The sequence below is a fragment of the Streptomyces sp. NPDC048436 genome (assembly GCF_043200355.1).
Taxonomy (GTDB): Bacteria; Actinomycetota; Actinomycetes; order Streptomycetales; family Streptomycetaceae; genus Streptomyces.
The window spans coordinates 545442-564673 of the sequence record NZ_JBICXP010000003.1; the positions used below are offsets into that span (position 1 = coordinate 545442).

At 69.9% G+C, this 19232-nt stretch carries 14 protein-coding genes; 11 read left to right on the forward strand and 3 right to left on the reverse strand.

Annotated features, from left to right (window positions below):
• Window positions 1-6: 6 nt before the first annotated feature.
• The 11 genes from ACGFX9_RS13435 to ACGFX9_RS13485 all read left to right on the forward strand — a co-directional run bounded on the left by ACGFX9_RS13435 (window position 7) and on the right by ACGFX9_RS13485 (window position 14127).
• Window positions 7-1008, forward strand: coding sequence for a sugar phosphate isomerase/epimerase family protein (locus tag ACGFX9_RS13435; protein ID WP_393469643.1), 1002 nt, complete (start codon window positions 7-9; stop codon window positions 1006-1008).
• Between the two features lie 264 nt (window positions 1009-1272).
• A complete protein-coding gene (locus ACGFX9_RS13440; protein ID WP_393469646.1) occupies window positions 1273-3774 on the forward strand; it encodes a PQQ-dependent sugar dehydrogenase in 2502 nt (833 codons plus the stop codon).
• A 31-nt stretch (window positions 3775-3805) separates the two neighbouring features.
• Window positions 3806-5173, forward strand: coding sequence for a ThuA domain-containing protein (locus tag ACGFX9_RS13445; protein ID WP_393469649.1), 1368 nt, complete (start codon window positions 3806-3808; stop codon window positions 5171-5173).
• Window positions 5174-5250: 77 nt separating this feature from the next.
• Window positions 5251-6429: an inositol-3-phosphate synthase gene (locus ACGFX9_RS13450; protein ID WP_393469652.1), complete on the forward strand. Its 1179-nt coding sequence runs from the start codon at window positions 5251-5253 to the stop codon at window positions 6427-6429.
• Window positions 6426-7853, forward strand: a complete 1428-nt coding sequence (locus tag ACGFX9_RS13455) for a UbiA family prenyltransferase (RefSeq protein ID WP_393469655.1) — start codon at window positions 6426-6428, stop codon at window positions 7851-7853. The genes ACGFX9_RS13450 and ACGFX9_RS13455 overlap by 4 nt, the downstream gene beginning before the upstream one ends.
• Window positions 7850-8773 carry a sugar phosphate isomerase/epimerase family protein gene (locus tag ACGFX9_RS13460; RefSeq protein WP_393469658.1) on the forward strand — a complete coding sequence of 308 codons (924 nt, stop codon included), beginning with the start codon at window positions 7850-7852 and terminating at the stop codon, window positions 8771-8773. Before ACGFX9_RS13455 ends, ACGFX9_RS13460 begins: the two co-directional genes overlap by 4 nt.
• The gene (locus ACGFX9_RS13465; protein ID WP_393469661.1) at window positions 8770-9453 is read left to right on the forward strand and encodes an EboA domain-containing protein; all 684 of its coding nucleotides are present in this window, start codon (window positions 8770-8772) and stop codon (window positions 9451-9453) included. The genes ACGFX9_RS13460 and ACGFX9_RS13465 overlap by 4 nt, the downstream gene beginning before the upstream one ends.
• A complete protein-coding gene (locus ACGFX9_RS13470) occupies window positions 9453-10301 on the forward strand; it encodes a TatD family hydrolase (RefSeq protein WP_393469664.1) in 849 nt (282 codons plus the stop codon). Before ACGFX9_RS13465 ends, ACGFX9_RS13470 begins: the two co-directional genes overlap by 1 nt.
• A 3-nt stretch (window positions 10302-10304) precedes the next feature.
• Entirely contained in the window at window positions 10305-11474 is a 1170-nt protein-coding gene (eboE, locus tag ACGFX9_RS13475) for a metabolite traffic protein EboE (RefSeq protein ID WP_393469667.1), read from the forward strand.
• A complete protein-coding gene (locus ACGFX9_RS13480) occupies window positions 11471-12847 on the forward strand; it encodes an alkaline phosphatase family protein (protein WP_393469670.1) in 1377 nt (458 codons plus the stop codon). Before eboE ends, ACGFX9_RS13480 begins: the two co-directional genes overlap by 4 nt.
• Before the next feature lie 119 nt (window positions 12848-12966).
• Window positions 12967-14127, forward strand: coding sequence for a sugar phosphate isomerase/epimerase family protein (locus ACGFX9_RS13485; RefSeq protein ID WP_393469673.1), 1161 nt, complete (start codon window positions 12967-12969; stop codon window positions 14125-14127).
• Between the two features lie 67 nt (window positions 14128-14194).
• Here the strand turns inward: ACGFX9_RS13485 and ACGFX9_RS13490 are convergent, their stop codons facing one another.
• The 3 genes from ACGFX9_RS13490 to ACGFX9_RS13500 all read right to left on the reverse strand — a co-directional run bounded on the left by ACGFX9_RS13490 (window position 14195) and on the right by ACGFX9_RS13500 (window position 19232).
• Window positions 14195-15571 (reverse strand): OFA family MFS transporter, encoded by a 1377-nt coding sequence (locus tag ACGFX9_RS13490; RefSeq protein ID WP_393469676.1) that lies wholly within the window; start codon window positions 15569-15571, stop codon window positions 14195-14197.
• Window position 15572: 1 nt separating this feature from the next.
• Window positions 15573-16961 (reverse strand): OFA family MFS transporter, encoded by a 1389-nt coding sequence (locus tag ACGFX9_RS13495; RefSeq protein WP_393469679.1) that lies wholly within the window; start codon window positions 16959-16961, stop codon window positions 15573-15575.
• Between the two features lie 120 nt (window positions 16962-17081).
• Window positions 17082-19232, reverse strand: a complete 2151-nt coding sequence (locus ACGFX9_RS13500; protein ID WP_393469683.1) for an acetate--CoA ligase family protein — start codon at window positions 19230-19232, stop codon at window positions 17082-17084.

Sequence of the window (19232 nt, forward strand, 5' to 3'; positions counted from 1 at the left end):
CTGTTCATGCCCCGCGACTTCACGCTCTTCACCGGCCAGTGGGCCGACCTGCCGCTCGAAGAGGTCTGCCGCCTCGCCCGTGACTTCGGCTACGACGGCCTCGAACTCGCCTGCTGGGGCGATCACTTCGAGGTGGACAAGGCGCTGAGCGACAGCTCCTACCTTGACTCGCGGCGCCAGCTCCTCGACAAGTACGGCCTCAAGTGCTGGGCGATCTCCAACCACCTGGTGGGCCAGGCCGTCTGCGACGCGATCATCGACGAGCGGCACCAGGCGATCCTGCCCGCCCGTATCTGGGGCGACGGCGAGGCGGAGGGCGTACGGCAGCGGGCGGCCCGCGAGATCGAGGACACGGCACGCGCGGCGGCGGCCTTCGGCGTCGACACCGTCATCGGCTTCACGGGCTCCGCGATCTGGCATCTGGTGGCGATGTTCCCGCCCGTGCCGGACGCGATGATCGAGCGCGGATACGACGACTTCGCCGAGCGCTGGAACCCGATCCTCGACGTCTTCGACGTACAGGGCGTCCGTTTCGCCCACGAGGTGCATCCCTCGGAGATCGCCTATGACTACTGGACAACGCAGCGTGCTCTGGAGGCCGTTGACCACCGCGCGGCCTTCGGCCTCAACTTCGACCCCTCGCACTTCGTGTGGCAGGACCTGGACCCGGTCGGCTTCCTCTACGACTTCCGGGACCGGATCTACCACGTGGACTGCAAGGAGGCCAGGCGCCGCCTCAACGGCCGCAACGGCCGCCTCGGCTCGCACCTTCCGTGGGGCGACCCGCGCCGCGGCTGGGACTTCGTGTCGGCGGGCCACGGGGACGTCCCCTGGGAGGACGTGTTCCGCATGCTGCGCTCGATCGCGTACGAGGGACCGGTCTCGGTGGAGTGGGAGGACGCGGGCATGGACCGCCTCCAGGGGGCGCCGGAAGCGCTTCGGCGACTGAAGGCGTTCGACTTCGACCCTCCGTCGGCGTCGTTCGACGCGGCGTTCGGCGGAAATTAGCCCGTCCGGCGTTTGACTCAGGGGCGGTCCCCTGGTTAGGGGGAGGGGCGCGGTGGGGGAGTTTCCCCTGCCCGCACCCACTTTGTCCACCCTGAAGCAAAAGACGAACTCCGTTACGGCACAAGGGCTTTCGGTCACGGAAGAACGTGGCTACCGTCCCTGATGTGTACAGGCCATGAACTTCTCCGGGGTGACGGCGCACCCCGGCGCCCAGCGCCCTCGCACCACACCCGCGTACGACCGTCCCCCTTCCGGAGGAACCCCGTGCACAGGAAACGCCTGAGACTCCGCAAGTCCCTCGCACTTCTCACCGGCACCTTGCTGGCCGGTGCCAGCCTTACCCTTGTCGCCCCCGCCGCGAACGCCGCCGACCCGGAGGCGGTACGCGCCGCCCGGACGCAGGCGGACAAGGCGGCGGGCAGCGCCGCCGCGGCCGAGGACTTCCAGCAAGTGACCCTCGCCAAGGGCGAGGCCGAGACGGGCGAGCCCATGACGCTCACCGTGCTCCCCGACCGCTCGGTCCTGCACACCTCCCGCGACGGCGAGCTCCGGCTCACGGACGCGGCGGGCAACACCAAGATCGCCGGAAAGATACCGGTTTACTCGCACGACGAAGAAGGCCTCCAAGGCGTCGGCCTCGACCCCAACTTCGCCGAGAACCGCGCGATCTACCTCTACTACGCGCCCCCACTCGACACCCCGGCCGGCGACGCCCCGGAGAACGGCACGGCCGAGGACTTCAAGAAGTTCGACGGCGTCAACCGCCTCTCCCGCTTCGTCCTGAAGGCCGACGGCACCCTCGACAACGCCAGCGAGAAGAAGGTCCTCGACGTCCCCGCGAGCCGCGGCATCTGCTGCCACGTCGGCGGCGACATCGACTTCGACAAGGACGGCAACCTCTACCTGTCGACGGGCGACGACTCCAACCCCTTCGCCTCGGACGGCTTCACGCCCATCGACGAGCGCGCGAACCGCAACCCCGCGTTCGACGCCCGGCGCAGCGCGGGCAACACCAACGACCTGCGCGGCAAGATCCTCCGCGTCAAGGTCGCCGACGACGGGACGTACACGGTCCCCGACGGCAACCTCTTCGCCAAGGGCACCGAGAAGACCCGCCCCGAGATCTACGCGATGGGCTTCCGCAATCCCTTCCGCATGAGCGTCGACAAGCCGACCGGCATCGTCTACGTAGGTGACTACGGACCCGACGCCGGCGCGGCCGACCCCAAGCGCGGCCCCGCGGGCCAGGTCGAGTTCGCCCGGGTGACGAAGCCCGGCAACTTCGGCTGGCCCTTCTGCACCGGCAAGAACGACGCCTATGTCGACTACGACTTCGCGACGCAGACCTCCGGCTCCGCCTTCGACTGCGCGGCCCCGAAGAACGACTCGCCGCACAACACCGGCCTGACGGACCTGCCGCCCGCGCAGGAGGCCTGGATCCCCTACGACAACGACTCCGTGCCCGAGCTCGGCTCCGGCTCCGAGTCCCCGATGGGCGGCCCCGTCTACCGCTACGACGCCGCCAACACCTCCCCGGTGAAGTTCCCCGAGGCGTACGACGGTGACTTCTTCGCCGGTGAGTTCGGGCGCCGCTGGATCAAGCGCATCGAGCAGGGCGCGGACGGCGCGGTGCAGTCCATCAACCCGTTCCCGTGGACCGGCACGCAGGTGATGGACATGGAGTTCGGCCCCGATGGCGCGCTCTACGTCCTGGACTACGGCACGGCCTGGTTCGGCGGCGACGAGAACTCCGGACTCTTCCGCATCGAGAACGCCACGGACGGCCACTCCCCGGTCGTCGAGGCGAGCGCCTCCGTGACCAGCGGCCAGACCCCGCTCAGGACGCAGTTCACCGCGAAGGCGACGGACGCCGACGGCGGGACGCTGACCTACGCCTGGGACTTCGGCGACGGCGGCAAGTCGACCCAGCAGAACCCCTCGTACACGTACAAGAAGAACGGCGTCTACACCGCGACCGTGACCGTCAAGGACTCCACAGGACGCACCGGTTCGGCCAGCGCGCACATCACCGTCGGCAACACCGCGCCCAAGGTGACCCTGGAACTCCCGGGTGACGGGCAGATGTTCACCTTCGGCGACAAGGTGCCGTTCAAGGTGACGGTGACCGACCGCGAAGACGGCGCCTCAGGCCCGATCGACTGCTCCAAGGTCAAGGTCACGCACATCCTCGGGCACGACAGCCACGGCCACCCGGTCACCTCGGCCAACGGCTGCGAAGGCACCATCCAGACGTCGGCCGACGGCGAGCACGACCCGAACGCCAACATCTTCGGGGTCTTCGACGCCGAGTACACCGACAAGGGCGCCAACGGCCAGCCCGCGCTGACCACCCACGACCAGAACGTCGTCCAGCCCAAGCACCGCCAGGGCGAGCACTACGACGGCTCCAAGGGCGTCTCCATCGTCAACCACACCCCGGCGCACGGCGGGAAGGCAGTCGGCGAGATCAACAACGGCGACTGGATCTCCTTCAAGCCCTACATCCTGGGCAACGCCACCAAGCTGACCGCGCGCGTGGCGTCGGCCGGCGCGGGCGGCACGCTCCAGGTGCGCAGCGGATCGGCCACCGGCAGGCTCCTCGGCACCGCCAAGGTCGCGCCGACCGGTTCGTGGGAGACGTACACGGACGTGAGCACCGCCATCTCCAAGGCACCCAGCAAGACCACGACGCTCTTCCTGGTCTTCAAGGGCGCGGGCTCCGGCGCGCTGTACGAGCTCGACGACTTCACCTTCACCACGAGCTGAGGCTTCACCACGAGCTGAGGAAGGAGTCACCATGCGCGCATCCGCACGGATCGCCACCGCGACCGCGGCGGCCGCACTGCTCATCGGCTGCGTGTCGGGCCCCGCGGCCTCCAAGCCGGACGGCAGGGCAGCCGCGGGCGAGAGGGTCCTGGTCTTCTCCAAGACCGCGGGCTTCAGACACGACTCGATTCCCGAGGGCATCGCGGCCATCAAGGAGCTCGGCGCGGCGAACGGTTTCGCCGTCGACGCGACCGAGGACGCCGGAGCCTTCACGGCCAAGAACCTCGCGCGGTACGACGCCGTGATCTGGCTGTCCACGACCGGCGACGTCCTCAACGCCGGCCAGCAGACGGCCTTCGAGCGCTACATCAAGAAGGGCGGCGGGTACGTGGGCGTGCACGCCGCCGCCGACACCGAGTACGACTGGCCCTTCTACGGCGGGCTCGCGGGGGCGTACTTCCAGTCGCACCCCGCGATCCAGCCCGCGAAGGTCGAGGTCGAGGACCACGGGCACCCGTCCACCGCGCACCTGCCGGGGATCTGGGAACGGACCGACGAGTGGTACAACTACCGCTCCAATCCCCGTGACCGCGCCCACGTCCTGGCCTCGCTCGACGAGTCGTCGTACACCGGCGGCTCGATGTCCGGCGACCACCCCATCGCCTGGTGCCAGGACTACCAGGGGGGCCGCTCCTTCTACACGGGCAGCGGTCACACCAAGGAGTCGTTCGCCGATCCCGCGTACCGGACACACCTGCTCGGCGGGATCCGGTGGGCGACGGGGGCGGCGCAGGCCGACTGCCGTCCGGAGAAGGGCTACACACCGCTCTTCGACGGTACGGCCAAGTCCCTGGACGCCTGGAAGCAGGCGGGCCCCGGTTCCTTCGCCCTGAACGAGGACGACGGAACGCTCACGACCGTCGGCGGCATGGGCATGCTCTGGTACGGGGCGAAGGAGCTCGGCTCCTACTCCCTCAAGCTGGACTGGCGCATGGACGGCGACGACAACTCCGGGATCTTCGTGGGCTTCCCGGCCTCCGACGACCCCTGGTCGGCCGTGAACAACGGCTATGAGATCCAGATCGACGCCACCGACGTCCCGGAGAAGACAACGGGCTCCGTCTACGGCTTCAAGTCCGCCGACTTGACGAAGCGCGACAAGGCGCTGAATCCGGCGGGGGAGTGGAACACCTATGAGCTCCGGGTCGAGGGCGAACGCCTTCGGATCTATCTCAACGGAGTGAAGATCAACGACTTCACCAACACGGATCCGGCTCGGAGCCTGCGGGAGGGCCACATCGGCATCCAGAACCACGGTGCCGATGACCAGGTCTCCTTCCGTGACATCCGGGTGAAGGACCTGCCGGCCTCCGCCGCCGCTTCTGGCGTGGGCCGCTAGACGACGGCGGGCGGGGGACGCCGGACCTCCGCCCGCCGTCTTTCTTCTCTGTATGACGTGTACGACAGGAGGCAGCCATGTCCAACTCTTCTTCCGCTGGTTCTTCTGGTTCTTCGGGTTCATCCGAGTCCTCGGGTGGCGGGCCGACCGGGGTGTGGCTGATCGGGGCGCGAGGGTCGGTCGCCACGACGGCTGTCGCCGGGTGCGCGGCCGTGGCGGCGGGTCTGCACCCGCCGACCGGCATGGTCACGGAGACCGAGCCGTTCGCGGAGTGCGGTCTGCCAACGTTGTCTTCGCTGGTCTTCGGCGGCCACGACGTGCTGGAGTGCCCGCTGCCCAAGCGGGCCGAGCAACTGGCCGCCGGGGGTGTGCTCCCGCATGGCGTCCCTTCGGCGGTGGGCGCGGAACTGGCCGCCGCGGACGCGGAGATCCGCACGGGTGGCCCCCGTGCGGGGGAGGGTGACGACAGGTCGGACGAGGAACTGATCGAGTCCTTCGCCGCCGACCTCCGGGACTTCGTACGCCGCCGGGGTCTTGCCCGGGCGGTCGTGGTGAACGTGGCTTCGACGGAGCCGCTGCCGGGTGAGGGCGAGGGGAGACTGCCGGCCAGCTCCCTCTACGCGGCGGCGGCGCTGCGGGCGGGCTGCCCGTACGTGAACTTCACCCCGTCGGTGGGCCTGCACCACCCGGCGCTCGCGTCGGCGGCCGCCGCGTCGGGGCTTCCCTACGCGGGGCGTGACGGCAAGACGGGCCAGACCCTGCTGCGCTCGGTCCTCGGCCCGATGTTCGCCCAGCGCGCGCTGGCCGTGCGGGCCTGGTCCGGCACGAACCTCCTGGGCGGCGGCGACGGCGCGGCCCTCGCCGACCCGGCCGCGGCCGCGGCGAAGAACGCGGGCAAGGAACGCGTCCTCGCGGACACGCTGGGCTCGGCACCCGAGGGCGAGGTCCACATCGACGACGTCCCGTCACTCGGTGACTGGAAGACCGCCTGGGACCACATCGCCTTCGACGGTTTCCTCGGCGCGCGGATGGTCCTCCAGACGACGTGGCAGGGCTGCGACTCGGCCCTTGCGGCACCGCTGATCCTGGACCTGGCAAGGCTGATGGCCCGCTCCCACGAACTCGGCCTCTGTGGCCCGTTGGGCGAACTGGGCTTCTACTTCAAGGACCCGGACGACGGGTCGTCGTCGGCTCTGGCAGAGCAGTACGAGTCCTTGCTGGGCTTCGCGGGGCGGTTGCGGGGGGCTTCGGTATGAGGGGGGCGGGGGAGGGGCGGGCCTCTGGTGGGGGTGGTGTCCGGCTTGGCGCAGGCCGTGACTGGGCCGAACTGCTGCGCGTCTCCGCCCTGTTCACCGTTCCCGGCGACGCCCTCGCCGGCGCGGCGGCCACGGGGCTGCGCCCGAACCGTCGCACCGCCCTGGCCATCGCCGCCTCGCTCTCCCTCTACGAAGCGGGCATGGCCCTCAACGACTGGGCGGACCGAGCGGACGACGCGGTCGAACGCCCCCACCGTCCGCTGCCCTCCGGCCGCATCGCCCCGCCGGTGGCACTGGGCGCGGCCGCCGCTCTGACAGCAGGAGGCCTGGCCCTGGCCGCGGGCGCGGGCCGACCCGCCCTGACGGTGGCTACCGCCTTGGCGGCAACCGTGTGGGCGTACGACCTGGGCCTGAAGCACACCCCGGCCGGCCCGGCAGCCATGGCAGCGGCCCGCTCCCTGGACTTGTTGCTGGGGGCGGCGGCTACGTCGACGGGGGCGATGGGCACGTTCGCGGATGCGCCGCGCGGCCCGGCGGGGCGGCGTGGGCTCAGGCTCCGGGCGGGTACGTGGTCCGGGGTGAGGGAGTGGCTCTCCGGGGCTACGGCAGCGGGACCGGCGGGAGTGTCGCCGGGCGCAGCCGCAGCCGCAGCCGCAGCCGGGGCCGGGGCCGGGGCAGTGCGAGGTGGCCTGGTGGGGCGGCGTGGGCTCAGGCTCCGGGCGGGTACGTGGTCCGGGGCGGGGGAGCGGCTCTCCGCGGCTGATGGGAGCGCTCGCTTCGGAGGGCCCGCGATTACCTGCCCCGGGACCGCCTCCGGCCTCCGCGCGGCGGTGCCCACCGCCCTCGTGCTGGGCGCCCACACCCTCGCGGTGACCGCCGTCTCGCGCCGCGAGGCAGAGGGCGGCTCCACGGCGGCACCGCTGGGCGCGCTCGCCGCGACCATCGCGCTGGCGCAGCTGCTCGCCAGGACCGGGGGTACCGACAATGGCGCCCACGCCGGAGCCGGCCTCGGCACCTCTCAACTCCCGGCGGGTCGCGGAGCCGCATCCTCCCGCGGCCTGCCGGGCTCCACTCGGGACGAGCTGACGCCGGGCTCCCTGAACCCGGGGTGGCGCACCGGCCTCGTGTCAGGCCTCGCCGCGGGACGCCCAACTGGCAGGGCAGCCTGGCGGACGGGCGCTCGCGGAGCCGTCCAGGCCGCGCTCGCCGCCACCTACGCGGCCACCGCGGCCCGCCCCCTCTTCCACGCCGCACTGAACCCCTCACCGCAGCTCACCCAACGAGCCGTAGGCGGCGGCATCCGAGCCATGATCCCGCTCCAGGCCGCCCTCGCTGCCCGCGCGGGCTCCCTGGGCCCCGCCCTCCTGACCGCCGCCTTGGCCCCAGCAGCCCGCAAGTTCGGCCGAAAGGTGAGCGTCACGTGACAAGGACAACGAACCCGCCGGCCACCCGGCCAGAAGCTTCGCACCCCCTCCGCTTCGGCTACGGCACCAACGGGCTGACCGACCTCCGGCTCGACGACGCCCTCGGTCTCCTCGCCGACCTCGGCTACGCCGGCGTCGGACTCACCCTCGACCACATGCACCTCGACCCCCTCGCCCCCGATCTCGCCGCCCGCACCCGCCACGTGGCCCGCAGCCTGGAGCGGCGCGGACTGACCGTCACGATCGAGACGGGCGCCCGCTACGTCCTCGACCCGCGCCGCAAGCACGGCCCCTCCCTCCTGGACCCCGACCCACAAGCCCGCGCCGCCCGCGTCGACCTGCTGACCCGGGCCGTCCAGGTCGCCGCTGACCTGGGCGCCCACGCCGTGCACTGCTTCAGCGGCATCACCCCCGAAGGCACCCCCGACGACATGGCCTGGCAGCGGCTCGCCGCAGCCCTCGGCCCCGTACTGGACGCCGCGTCCGGCGCCGCCGTACCACTGGCCATCGAACCCGAGCCCGGCCACCTCCTCTCCACCCTCGCCGACTTCCACCGGCTCCGTCACGCACTGGGCGACCCCGAGCCGCTGGGCCTGACCCTCGACATCGGCCACTGCCAGTGCCTCGAACCGCAATCCCCCGCCGACTGCGTACGCGCCGCCGCCCCCTGGCTACGGCACGTCCAGATCGAGGACATGCGCCGGGGCGTCCACGAACACCTCCCCTTCGGAGACGGGGAGATCGACTTCCCGCCCGTACTCGAAGCCCTGGCCTCCACCGGCTACGAAGGCCTCACCGTCGTCGAACTGCCCCGCCACTCCCACGCGGGCCCCCAACTCGCCGCCCAGTCCATCGAGTTCCTGCAGAGGGCCGCGGACGGGGCGATCCGCGTCCCCGCCGCCAGAGGAGGAACCCCGTGACCCAAGCGCCCGCCGTCGCCGACCTCCGCACCCGCCTCGAAGCCGCCCTCGACGGCGCCGCCCGCGCCTGGCTCGACCAGGCCACCGCGGAGGCCGCCTCCCACCCCGGACAGCAGGGAGAGAAGCCGCCCCCCGTATGGGAGTTGCGCTTCGCCGAGGCGGGACGACGCTGCGGCCAGGACCACGCCGACGCCGCCCGCGTACTCCTCCTGCACGCGGCCGGCGCGAACCCGGCCGCCCTCGCCCGCGTCTACGCCCAAGGCACCGCGGCCGAACGCCGCGCCATCCTGTACGCCCTGCCCTACCTGGTCCAGGGACCGGAGGCGCTGCCCCTGGTCGAGGACGCCCTGCGCACCAACGACACCCGGCTCGTCGCCGCCGCCGTCGGACCGTACGCCGCCCGGCACCTCGCCCCGCACGCCTGGCGCCACGCGGTCCTCAAGTGCCTGTTCACCGACGTCCCCGTGGAGGCCGTCGCCGAACTGGACCGCCGCGCAGGCGCCGACGCCGAACTCGCCCGCATGCTCGGCGACTACGCCGACGAACGCACCGCCGCAGGCCGCCCCGTCCCCGACGATCTGCACCGAGTCCTGGCCCTGACCGACCCTGCGGCCCTCCCCGCCACAGGGACCCCCACGGCCCCCGCGACCCCTTCCACCGGCGAGGAGCAGGAGTCCTGATGCGCATCTTCGACCCCCACATCCACATGACGTCCCGCACGACCGACGACTACCAGGCCATGTACGCCGCAGGCGTCCGCGCCGTCGTCGAGCCCGCGTTCTGGCTTGGCCAGCCCCGCACCTCCCCCGCCTCCTTCTTCGACTACTTCGACTCCCTCCTCGGCTGGGAACCCTTCCGCGCCGCCCAGTACGGCATCGCCCACCACTGCACCCTGGCCCTCAACCCGAAGGAGGCGAACGACCCCCGCTGCACCCCGGTCATCGACGAGCTGCCCCGGTATCTCATGAAGGACAACGTCGTCGCCGTCGGCGAGATCGGCTATGACTCCATGACCCCCGCCGAGGACGCCGCGTTCACCGCCCAGCTCCAGCTCGCCGCCGACCACGGACTGCCCGCGCTCGTCCACACACCGCACCGGGACAAGCTCGCAGGCCTGCGCCGCACCCTCGATGTCGTCCGGGAGTCCGCGCTGCCCCTGGACCGGGTCCTCGTCGACCACCTCAACGAGACCACCGTCAAGGAGGCCAAGGACAGCGGCTGCTGGCTCGGCTTCTCCGTCTACCCCGACACCAAGATGGACGAGGACCGGATGGTCGCCATCCTGCGCGACCACGGCACCGAGCGCGTCCTGGTCAACTCGGCCGCCGACTGGGGCAAGAGCGACCCGCTGAAGACCCGCAAGGTCGCCGACGCCATGCTGCGGTCCGGGTTCAGTGAGGACGACGTCGACCTGGTGCTGTGGCGCAACCCGGTCGCCTTCTACGGACTCAGTGGCCGCCTCGCCCTCGACGTCACGGACACCGAAGCCACCCACGAGGGCAACTCCATCCTCCGCGGCGGGGCGTGAGCCATGCGCTTCCGGCACCCCGACGGCAGCGTCGTCCACCTCGCGTACTGCACGAACGTCCACCCCGCCGAGACCCTCGACGGCGTCCTCGCGCAACTCCGCGACCACTGCGAACCCGTACGCAAGCGGCTCGGCAGGGACCGCCTCGGCATCGGCCTGTGGCTCGCCAAGGACGCCGCGCACGCCCTGGTCACCGACCCGGCCGCACTGCGCGGACTCCGTACCGAACTGGACCGGCGTGGCCTCGAAGTCGTCACCCTCAACGGCTTTCCCTATGAAGGGTTCGGCGCCGAAGAGGTCAAGTACCGCGTGTACAAGCCGGACTGGACCGACCCCGAGCGCCTCTCCCACACGACCGACCTGGCCCGTCTGCTCGCGGCTCTCCTCCCCGACGACGTCACCGAAGGCACCATCTCCACTCTTCCCCTGGCCTGGCGCACCCCCTTCGACGCCGCCCGAGCCGAAGCCGCCCGCGCCGCCCTCACCGCCCTCGCCCAACGCCTCGACGCCCTTGCGGAGTTGACCGGCAAGTCGATCCGCGTCGGCCTCGAACCGGAGCCGGGCTGCACCGTGGAGACCACGGGCGACGCGATCGCCCCCCTCACCGCGATCGGCCACGACCGCATCGGTGTCTGCGTCGACACCTGCCACCTCGCCACCTCCTTCGAGGACCCGCACACCGCGCTCGACGCGCTCGCCGCCGCGGGCATCCCCATCGTCAAGTCCCAGCTCTCCGCCGCCCTGCACGCCGAACACCCCCATCTCCCCGGAGTCCGCGAGGCCCTCGCCGCCTTCGACGAACCCCGCTTCCTGCACCAGACCCGCACCCGGACTGCCACCGGACTGCTCGGCACCGACGACCTCGGGGAATCCCTCACCGGCGACGTCCTGCCCGAGACGGCCCCCTGGCGCGCCCACTTCCACGTCCCCCTGCACGCCGCTCCCGCGCCGCCCCTCACCTCCACCCTTCCCGTACTCAAGGACACCCTCGCCGAGCTGGTCGGCGGCGCCCGTCCCCGCACCCGCCACCTCGAGGTCGAGACCTACACCTGGCAGGCGCTGCCGCCCGCCCTGCGCCCACGCTCCCGCCCCCAGCTCGCCGACGGAATCGCCGCCGAACTCACCCTCGCCCGCGATCTCCTGACAGACCTCGGCCTGAAGGAACTCCCATGAGCCCCACCCCTCTCCTCGTCCTGGACGTCGTCGGCCTCACCCCCCGTCTCCTCGACCACATGCCGCACCTCAAGTCCCTGGGCAGCTCCGGCTCCCAGGCCACGCTCGGCACCGTCCTGCCCGCCGTGACCTGCGCCGCCCAGTCCACCTTCCTCACCGGCACCACCCCCGCCGAACACGGCATCGTCGCCAACGGCTGGTACTTCCGCGAGCTCGGCGACGTACTCCTGTGGCGCCAGCACAACGGTCTGGTCGCGGGCGACAAGCTGTGGGACGCCGCCCGTCGCGCACACCCCGGCTACACCGTGGCCAATATCTGCTGGTGGTACGCCATGGGCGCCGACACCGACATCACCATCACCCCCCGTCCCGTCTACTACGCCGACGGCCGCAAGGAACCCGACTGCTACACCCGGCCCCCGGCCCTGCACGACGAACTCACCGAGAAATTCGGTACGTTCCCCCTCTTCCACTTCTGGGGCCCCGGCGCCGACATCGTCTCCAGCCGCTGGATCGTCGACGCCACGCGCCACATCATCAACACCCGCCACCCCGACCTGGCCCTGAGCTACCTCCCTCACCTCGACTACGACCTGCAGCGCTTCGGCCCCGACGACCCGCGCTCCCACCAGGCCGCCGCAGAACTCGACGCGACCATCGCCCCCCTCCTCGACGACGCCAAGGCCGAGGGCCGCACCGTCGTCGCGCTGTCCGAGTACGGCATCACCCGCGTGGACCGGCCCGTGGACATCAACCGCGCCCTGCGCCGCGCAGGCCTGCTCGAAGTGCACACGCAGGACGGCATGGAGTACCTCGACCCGATGACATCCCGTGCCTTCGCCGTCGCGGACCACCAGATCGCCCACATCTACGTCCGCAGACCCGAAGACATGGAAGTCACCCGCCAGGCACTCGCCGACCTGCCCGGAATCGAGCAACTCCTCGACGACGAGGGCAAGAAGGCCAACCACCTGGACCACCCGCGCTCCGGCGAACTCGTCGCCGTCGCCGAGCCGGACGCCTGGTTCACGTACTACTACTGGCTCGACGACGCCCGCGCGCCCGACTTCGCGCAGCTCGTCGAGATCCACCGCAAACCCGGCTACGACCCGGTCGAGCTCTTCATGGACCCCGAGGACCCCTACGTCCGCGTCAAGGCCGCGGGCGCCCTGGCCCGCAAGAAGCTCGGCATGCGCTACCGCATGGCGGTCGTGCCCCTCGACCCCTCACCTATTCGAGGCAGCCACGGCCGCCTCCCCACGAGCGACGACGACGGTCCGCTCATCATCAGCTCCACCCCCCACGCGCTTCCCGGCCGGATCCCGGCCACCGCAGTGAAATCCCTCCTCCTGGACCTGGCCGGCCTGGGCTGAGGCACACCTCGCCCCACCACCCGCCCGGTCAGGAGCAGTTACAGAAAGTGAAACACGCGTCACTGACAACGCGCCAGTGGCGTCCGCCCCGCACGTCGAAGAGCCCAAGAGAGGCACCCGTGACCGACTTCCACGACACTCCCGCCGACGAGGCCCTCAGACAGCGTCTCGGCATCGACCGCCGCCGCTTCCTCACCACGTGCACCGCCGTCGCGGCGGGCGCGGTCGCCGCGCCCGTGTTCGGCGCCGCACCGTCCTTCGCCCAGTCGCGGACGGAGGGCGGCCATGACCACGGTCACGGCCGCGAGCTGGTGCCCGCGAAGAAGCGGGGGATCATCCTGTACACGGTGCGTGACGCGACCGGCCGCGACCCGCTCGCCACCACCCTGCCCTCCGGCTTCCGCGAGGTGTTCAAGGAGCTGTCCCGCTACGGCTACAAGCAGGTCGAGTTCGCGGGCTACGGCCAGCACGCCAACGCCCCCGGCGGGGCCAACCTCGAGTCCGTCGAGGGTGCCAAACTGCTGCGTTCCTGGCTCGACGAGTACGGCCTGCGTGCCCAGGGCAACCACGGCTTCATCCCGGGGTCATGGCCGCTCTCGCAGCCCGACCTCGACACGTTCAAGAAGCACCTGGAGATCGCCAACATCCTCGGCATGGACCACATGGGCACCGGCGGCGACCCCACCAACAGCTCGTACAAGGCGGACTGGGACGTCGCCGCCGACAAGTGGAACGCCATGGGCGACATAGCGCGCAAGGCCGGCATCAAGCTCTACACCCACAACCACGACGCGGCGTACGGCTTCCTGCTCGACGGCGGTCCGCTCGACGCGCAGGGCCGTCCGACGCGCAGTTCCGGCATCCGCAAGCTGGAGTATTTCCTCAAGGCCACCGATCCGAGGACGGTCTGGCTGGAGATGGACATCTTCTGGGCGCACGTCGCGCAGTACAAGTTCCACACATACACCGCGCACGACGGCTCCCAGCGGGAGAAGGTCTTCGATCCGGCCGGGCTCGTCAGCCGCAACAACAAGCGCTACCCGCTGTTCCACGCCAAGGACGGCACCCGCAACGACACGAGCGGCCAGGGCTACGACATGGTGGCCTTCGGTGAAGGTGTCATCGACTACCGCACCTTCTTCAGCCGTGTGGGCGAGAAGAACTACCACAACCCCATGGTCGAGCAGGACAACGCGCCAAGTAGCACCAATCTGGGCCAGTCCCTGAAGTTCGCGAAGATCGGCTACGACAACCTGGCGGCCCTCCACAAGAAGCGCTGAAGCACCCGCACGCACAGCTCTCGCCGCGCGGCTTCCGCGCGGCGAGAGCTGTGTGTCGTACCCAGGGTCACGCGGTCGCCGACGCCCTCTCGCGGCCCGGCTGGCGGAGAAGCAGTGCGACGGCCGCGGCAAGCATGGAGATGCCGCCCGCGAGCGCGTACGCGCCGTTGTAGCCCCACGCGGCCACCACCATCGAGCCGAGCCCGCCGCCGAACAGGCCGCTGATCAGCTTGCCGCTGTAGACGAGCCCGTAGTTGGTGGCGTTGTAGTTCTCCCCGAAGTAGTCCGGGGTCAGCGCCGCGAACATCGGGTAGAACGCACCGCCGCCGAATCCCGAGAGGAACGCGAAGACCAGGAACAGCCACTCGCTGTGGATGGAGCCCGCCCAGATCACACCGAACTGTGAGAGCCCGAGGACCAGGATCACGAACACCAGGGTCGCCTTGCGGCCCCAGATGTCGGAGAGCCAGCCGACCACCCCGCGGCCGATGCCGTTGATGACGGCCATGAGCCCCATCGAGGTCGCGGCGACCAGCGGTCCGAACCCCACCTCCTTGGCGAAGTCCACCTGGAAGGAGATCCCGAAGATGGACACACCCGCGGTCATGACGAGGGTGAACCACATCAGGGGCAGCATGCCCGTCCTGATGGCCTCCGACGGTGTGAACTGACGTACGGCGGGCGGGTTCTTGGCGAGACTCGCCGTGTCCTTGGAGGCGCCCGACTTCTCCAGCGGATCGATGTCGGAGGGCCACCAGTTCTTCGGCGGGTCCTTGAAGAAGAAGGCGCAGGCCAGGACGACGACCAGGATGTACGCGCCGATCAGGTCGAGGACGCGGTGGTAATTGCCCGTGTCGAAGGCGTAGTTGAAGATGAAGATGAACGGAAGTGAGCCGTAGGCGAATCCGCCGTTGACGAACCCCGTCTTGGCGCCACGGCGTTCGGGGAACCATTTGGCGACCATGTTGATGCAGGTCGCGTAGACGAAGCCGGAACCCACGCCGCCGATGACACCGAACCCGATGATCGCGAGCCATACGTTGTTCAGGTGCGACAGGGCGAGGAATCCGATCATGCACATGAACGACCCGATGTACATGGCGTTGCGCGCCGTCAGGATGCCCTTCTCGCGCATCCATCCGGCCGGGAACGCTATGCCCGCCTGGAAGAAGACCCAGACGCTCAGAATCCAGAAGGTGTTGGACTGCGTCCAGCCGTGGGCGTGGGACAGCGTGTCCTCCGCCGAGCCGAACGCGTACTCGAAGACGCTGATGGCCATCATCGCGATCCACGGCAGGTACACCATGATCTTGCGGGAATGGCCGAGGATGTCCCGGTCCGTCTCGCCCACGCGGTAGACGCGGCCGTGCTCGTCGGTGATCTCGCGGTACGGGGTGCCGGCCTCCGGCGCCTTGTTGTCTGTGGCGATGGGCTCCGCCGTCATATCAGGCCATCTCCTCACCGAGGGGTTGCGGATTGGGTTTTACGCCCTTGGAGCTCGGCCTTCCCGGTTGGGAAAGGAAGAGCGCGATGAAGCCGGCGAACAGGGATATGGACCCGGCCAATGTGAATGCTCCGGTGTGGCCCCAATTGCTCACCACCACGGCGCCCATACCGGAGCCGAGGAGCCCGGAGACCAGCTTGGAGCTGTAGACCAGGCCGTAATTGGAGGCGTTGTTGTTCTCGCCGAAGTAGTCCGCCGTCATCGCCGCGAACATCGGGAAGATGGCGCCGCCTCCGAATCCGGAGATGCTGGAGAAGATCAGGAACAGCGGGAGGTTTTTCATGTCCGCGGCCCACAGAATTCCGTACTGCGAAAGGCCGAGGATGATACAGACGAAGATCAGGCAGCGTTTGCGCCCGTAGAGGTCCGAGAGCCAGCCGATGACGCCTCGGCCCGTGCCGTTGACGATGGCCTTCATCGACATGGCTGTGGCGACGATTCCGCCCGCGAATCCGGCTTCCTTGCCGATGTCCACCTGGAACGCGATGCCGAAGATGTTCACGCCCGATGTGCACAGCAGGCAGAACCACATCAGCGCGACCCGGCCGGTCTGCCACGCCTCCTTGGGCGTGTACTGCCGCACGGCGGGCGGGTTCATCGCCATCGCGCGCCGCGCACGCGGGTCGTCCGGCGGCCGCAGCGGGTCCACATCGGCCGGCCACCAGTTCTTCGGCGGGTCCTGGAAGAAGTAGCCCGCCACGGCGACCATCGCCGCGAGGAAGAGGCCGACGCTCACAAGGACCCAGCGGAAGTTCGTCAGGTCCATGAACCCGGTGAAGATGAACACGAACGGCACCGAGCCGTAGGCGAATCCGCCGTTGACGAATCCGGTCTTTCCTCCCTTTCGTTCGGGATACCACTTGCCGACCATGTTCACGCAGGTCGCGTACACCATGCCGGCGCCCATACCGCTGAACATGCCGAAGCCGATATAGGCGACGACGACATGTGGCGCGAACGCCAGTGACAGATAGCCCAGCAGCGTGCCGACAGCGCCGCACATCATCGCCCAGCGCGCCGGAAGCCTGCCGCTCTCGCGCAGTTTGCCCGCCGGGAAGGCCACCGCGGCCTGGAAGAAGACCCAGACTCCCAGCATCCAGAAGATGTGGGTGTCGCCCCAGGAATGCGCGGTGTGCAGGGTGTCCTCGGCCGACGCGAACGCGTACTCGGCCGAGCTGATGCCCATCATGCCGACCCACGGCAGGATGACCATCCACTTGCGCTTCCGGCCCATGATGTCGATATCGGTCTCGCCGACCCGGTACATCCGGCCGTTGGCGTCCGTCACCTCCCTGTACGGGACGGCTGTGGGAATGTCAGTTGTCGTCATGTCGCTTCAGCACCCCTTGCGTCGAAAAGATCCTGGCCAGCGCCCCCTGTCCAATTCCTTTCGTGTGCGCACGGGTCCCGGGGCTGGCCGACGCGCACCGCAGGCCGGCCCCAACACCGGTCACGTCATCGACCGCCCTCCCAACAGACCGGCCGCCCGGGCCCACCGGTACTTCGCGCCGAGCGCGGCCACCGGCTTCTCCGTCGTGTACGGGTACGCCACGACGCCCCGCTCGAAGAGGTACTGGCAGGCCTCCTCCACCTCGACATCGCCTGCGAGCGACGCCACGACGGGCTTCTCGATGCCGCGCTCACGGAACTCCGCGACCACGCGGGCCGTCAGTTCGGCGAAGACCATGGGAGGGGTGACGATGGTGTGCCAGTAGCCCAGGACGAGCGCGTGAATGCGCGGGTCCTCCAAGCCGAGCCTGATCGTCGCCTCGTACGTCGACGGGGGCTCGCCCCCGGTGATGTCGACGGGGTTGCCCGCCGCCCCGAAGGGCGGGATGAACGCCCGGAAGGACGCATCCAGGTCGTCGGGGATCTCCATCAGCCGCAGCCCGTTGTCGGTCACCGCGTCGGAGAGCAGCACACCGGATCCGCCCGCGCCCGTGATGATCACGATGTTGTCGCCCTGCGGGGTGGGAAGCACCGGCAACGCGCGCGCGTACTCCAGCATCTCGTTGAGCCCAGGGGCCCTGATGACGCCCGCCTGCCTGAGGATGTCGTCGTACACGGCGTCATCGCCCGCCAGGGCGCCCGTGTGCGATCCGGCGGCCTTGGCCCCCGCGGCCGTGCGTCCGGCCTTCAGGACCACGACCGGCTTCTTCGGGACGGTCGCCCGCGCGGCCTCCACGAAGGCGCGGCCGTCCTTGAGGTCCTCCAAGTGCATGGCGATGCACTTGGTGTTGGGGTCCTCGCCGAACCACGTGAGGAGATCGTCCTCGTCCAGGTCCGACTTGTTGCCGAGCCCGACGATCGCCGAAACGCCCGTCTTCGTAGTGCGCGCGAAACCGAGGATGGCCATCCCGATGCCACCGGACTGACTGGTCAGGGCGACCCCGCCCTTGACGTCGTACGGCGTGCAGAACGTGGCGCACAGGTTCTGCCACGTCGAGTAGTAGCCGTAGATGTTCGGGCCGAGCAGCCGCACCCCATGACGCTCGCCGATCTCCACGATCTCGTCCTGGAGGGCCTGTTCACCGGTCTCGGCGAACCCGGAGGGGATCAGGACAGCGTTGGGGATGCCCTTGCGACCCACCTCCTCCAAGGCCGACGCCACGAACTTTGCGGGGATCGCGAAGACCGCCACATCCACCTCGCCGGGAACGTCCGTGACACTCTTGTACGCCTTGCGGCCCAAGATGTCATCGGCCTTGGGGTTCACCGGATGGATCTCTCCGGAGAAGCCGCCGTCGATGAGGTTGCGCATCACCGAATTGCCGATCTTGCCCTGCTCGTTGGACGCGCCGATCACGGCGACGGAGCGGGGCTCCATCAGCCGCCGCATCGACGTGAGCATCTCCTCGCGCGTGTACCTGCGCCGCTGCTTGGGAACCCCTTCGGCGAGGATGACGCGGATGTCCGCGGCGATCGCCCCCTCCGGAGTGGCGATCACCGGGTTGAGGTCCACCTCTGCGATCTCCGGGAAGTCGGTGACCAGCTGGGACACCCGGCGTATCTGCTCGGCGACAGCCCACCGGTCCACCGCGGGGGCGCCCCGCACGCCGCGCAGGATCTCGGCGGCGCGGATCGAGTCGAGCATCGAGGCGGCCTCGTCCGCGTCGACCGGCGCGAGGCGGAACGTGACGTCCTTGAGGACCTCGACGAGTACGCCGCCAAGGCCGAAGGCGACGACCTTCCCGAACGTCGGATCGGTCACCGCCCCGACGATCACCTCCTGGCCGGAGGGCAGCAGCTCCTGCACCTGCACACCCTCGATGCGGGCCTTGGGTGCGTACTCACGCGCGTTCTTGACGATCTCGCAGAAGGCGGCCCGCACGTCGGCGGCGCCCTCCACCCCGACGATGACGCCGCCCGCGTCGGTCTTGTGCAGGATGTCGGGGGAGACGATCTTCATGACGACGGGCCCTTCGAAGCGGGCCGCGTGCGCCACCGCCTCGTCCACGTCCGTCGCCAGCTCCTCGCCCGGCACGGCGATCCCGTACGCGTCGGCGAGGATCTTGCCTTCCGGCGCCGTCAGCGACGTACGTCCCTCGGCGCGCACGGTGTCGAGGAGCGCCCGCACTCTCAGTGCGCGGTCTTCGGCCAT

What these genes read in the sequence shown, in the direction of transcription:
- ACGFX9_RS13500 (WP_393469683.1), bottom strand. Translation starts at nt 19,232, where the DNA reads ATGGCCGAAGACCGCGCACTGAGAGTGCGGGCGCTCCTCGACACCGTG.
- ACGFX9_RS13435 (WP_393469643.1), top strand. Translation starts at nt 7, where the DNA reads ATGCCCCGCGACTTCACGCTCTTCACCGGCCAGTGGGCCGACCTGCCG.
- ACGFX9_RS13480 (WP_393469670.1), top strand. Translation starts at nt 11,471, where the DNA reads ATGAGCCCCACCCCTCTCCTCGTCCTGGACGTCGTCGGCCTCACCCCC.
- ACGFX9_RS13470 (WP_393469664.1), top strand. Translation starts at nt 9,453, where the DNA reads ATGCGCATCTTCGACCCCCACATCCACATGACGTCCCGCACGACCGAC.
- eboE (WP_393469667.1), top strand. Translation starts at nt 10,305, where the DNA reads ATGCGCTTCCGGCACCCCGACGGCAGCGTCGTCCACCTCGCGTACTGC.
- ACGFX9_RS13490 (WP_393469676.1), bottom strand. Translation starts at nt 15,571, where the DNA reads ATGACGGCGGAGCCCATCGCCACAGACAACAAGGCGCCGGAGGCCGGC.
- ACGFX9_RS13495 (WP_393469679.1), bottom strand. Translation starts at nt 16,961, where the DNA reads ATGACGACAACTGACATTCCCACAGCCGTCCCGTACAGGGAGGTGACG.
- ACGFX9_RS13445 (WP_393469649.1), top strand. Translation starts at nt 3,806, where the DNA reads ATGCGCGCATCCGCACGGATCGCCACCGCGACCGCGGCGGCCGCACTG.
- ACGFX9_RS13450 (WP_393469652.1), top strand. Translation starts at nt 5,251, where the DNA reads ATGTCCAACTCTTCTTCCGCTGGTTCTTCTGGTTCTTCGGGTTCATCC.
- ACGFX9_RS13455 (WP_393469655.1), top strand. Translation starts at nt 6,426, where the DNA reads ATGAGGGGGGCGGGGGAGGGGCGGGCCTCTGGTGGGGGTGGTGTCCGG.